The organism is Pseudomonas sp. 05N434 (genome assembly GCF_056396965.1).
The window spans coordinates 1-2,620 of record NZ_JBFTMK010000637.1 but is presented as its reverse complement, the minus strand read 5'-3'; the positions used below and the strand labels follow the sequence as shown (position 1 = coordinate 2,620).

Below are 2,620 nucleotides of genomic sequence, written 5' to 3'. Positions count from 1 at the left end.
GTCCTGTTCCTTGAAAGTATCCGCAAACAACTGCCGGTCAAGGTCATGTTACTGGTCGAGCAGGGTGTCGGTCGACGTGCACGCACCTTGATTCCATGGGTCTTGCTGGTGTTGTTCGGTGCCGGGTTGGGGATGGTCTGGCTGCGCTATTTACCGGTCCTTGCCACACCAATGGCCTCATCGTTTGGCACGTTGCTGATGTTGAAAATCGTGGTGGCCGTCAGCGTACTGCTGCATTTCCTGGTCGCCATGTTTTTGTTCAAAAGTGGCCGGATGAGTGCTCGATACCTGCATTTCATCCATGGCAGCCTGTTCTGCCACATGGTTGTCATTGTGCTGTTGGCCAAGTGGATGTTTTACCTGACGTGGTGACTGGGCTTGCCTGGTGTCCGTTGCGCGACAAGCACTTCGCTCGCGCTTGATGYAAATCAAGGAGCATGGGTCGCCAGGCTCCGACACTGGCGGTCCGCAGCCAGTCTCGGAGACCCGTTATGCTCAATTCGTTTCACAGCCCTGGAGAGCTGAACGTCCGGTGCGATCAAGGCGTGCTCGACCCCAACGGCCATGTCGACACTGAAAAATTTCACGACGGCATCGGCTCTCTGGATTTGCATCGTGCATTGCGCGTCAGCCGTCAGAAGTGCCGTCCGCTGTCGCTGAACGTGCAACTGCCTTCTAACCTCAAGCCTGCCTTGTGCTCCCCTCGCGAAGTTTCATGCGAGCACAGTGGTGTCGAACACTATCTTCAGCGTCTGCAACATGAGATCGACCTCGTCGGTTGTCATCTGGGAGCCGGGCAGCGGGTCGAGCAGTTCCATCTGGGGGGCGGAACACCCGCCATCGCCCAACTGAGACGGCTGATGAATCACCTTCGTGGCCGATTCAACTTTCTTGGACATGAGTGCGGTGACTACAGCATAGAAGTGGACCTTCACCATACGGATTGGTCGACCATGGGAATGCTGCGTGACCTGKGGTTCAACCATGTCAGCATCGGCGTTCCGGACATCGGTGCCGACCGTGCGATGTCGGTGGCCTGCTACCAGAATCCGGCACCGATCCATTCGCTTATCGATGCCGCTCGTACCTTCGGCTATCGATCCATCAATGTCGATCTGGGTTATGGCCATACCTGGCAGACGCCAGAAAGTTTTGCGCTGAAACTGACAACCATCATCGAACTGGAGCCGGACCGGCTGCTGGTGTTTGACTATGCCCGGCCACCCCAACGCTATCGGCCAAAGACTGCAGACACAATCGGGGCGTTTTGCAGCGAGGAAGATAAAGGCGCCATGCGCCGGATCTGCTTTGAACAGTTGATCGGCGCCGGTTATCACTACATTGGCCTGGGGCAGTTTGTCCGACCCGATGACGATTTGGCGATTGCTCAGGAGCGCGGCCGATTACGTCGCAATTGTGAGGGGTTTACCCGTCACGGGCATTGCGACCATATCGGGTTCGGTTTGGGCGCTATYAGTCAGATCGACGGTTTGTATGCGCAAAACACCGACGAACTGGAACGGTACCAGCAGCAACTGGACATGGACCAACTGCCGACGAGTCGTGGCTGGCGCTGTGAGGAAGGGGATCAGGTCAGGCACATGGTCATGGAACGCCTGGCGTGTGATCTGGAGCTGGATATCCAGGCAATCGAGACGCGTCATGGAGTCATTTTTCGCCAGTACTTTTTCACCGCCTGGCCTGTGCTTGAGCAATTGAGCCATGACGGGTTGATTGAACTGTCTGACCGTTTCATCAGCATTCTTCCGGCCGGTCGGCCGCACGTGGATGCCGTCTGCAACCTGTTTGAAAAGGATTCGGACGGTGCGGGGCATGAACCCCATTACGAATGGATTGATCATGACAACTTCATTTGATTTCAATCGTGCCCTGGTCGAAAAGTATGACCTCCCGGGGCCGCGCTATACCTCTTACCCGACCGCGCCGCAGTTTCATCAGGCGTTCGCCGTCGATGACTATCAGCGTGCGGCCTCGGACAGCAACCAGGCGACAACGCCAAAATCGCTGTCGGTGTACATCCACATCCCGTTCTGCAAGAGCCTTTGTTACTACTGCGCCTGCAACAAAATCATTACCCAGAAAACCCACCGCGCCTTCGAGTACCTGACGTACCTCAAGCGCGAAATCGTGATGCAGGCTGCCTTGTTCGACCGCACCCGCAAACTCACGCAACTGCACCTGGGAGGTGGCACGCCGACCTATTTGACCGGCGAGCAACTGGCTGACCTGATGGACTGCCTGCACCAGGCATTCGACATGGATGACAGCGATGACCATGAGTTTTCCATCGAGGTCGACCCTCGCACCATCAGTACGGAGCAGATCCAGTTGTTGCGTCAGTTGGGGTTCAATCGTTTGAGCTTTGGCGTACAGGACTTCGATCCCGATGTGCAGGCTGCGGTCAATCGGCAGCAAAGTGAAGAGCAAATCCATGCGCTGGTCGCTGCGGCACGCCAGGCGCGATTCAAATCGATCAGTGTCGATCTGATTTACGRCCTGCCATTGCAAACCGTGGAGAGTTTCGATGTCACCCTCGGCAAAATCATCGCGCTGCGTCCGGACCGGATTGCCGCCTACAGCTATGCCCATTTGCCGGAAC

At 56.4% G+C, this 2,620-nt stretch carries 3 protein-coding genes; all 3 read left to right on the top strand.

The window, feature by feature from the left end:
• Positions 1 to 372 (top strand): hypothetical protein (locus AC1DLB_RS27240; RefSeq protein ID WP_477786028.1); only part of this gene is annotated, 372 nt, incomplete at its 5' end.
• 119 nt (positions 373 to 491) lie between these two features.
• Positions 492 to 1,877 carry an oxygen-independent coproporphyrinogen III oxidase gene (locus AC1DLB_RS27235; protein WP_477786027.1) on the top strand — a complete coding sequence of 462 codons (1,386 nt, stop codon included), beginning with the start codon at positions 492 to 494 and terminating at the stop codon, positions 1,875 to 1,877.
• Positions 1,861 to 2,620: radical SAM protein (locus tag AC1DLB_RS27230; RefSeq protein ID WP_477786026.1), on the top strand; the 760-nt coding region annotated here is incomplete at its 3' end. The genes AC1DLB_RS27235 and AC1DLB_RS27230, both read left to right, overlap by 17 nt.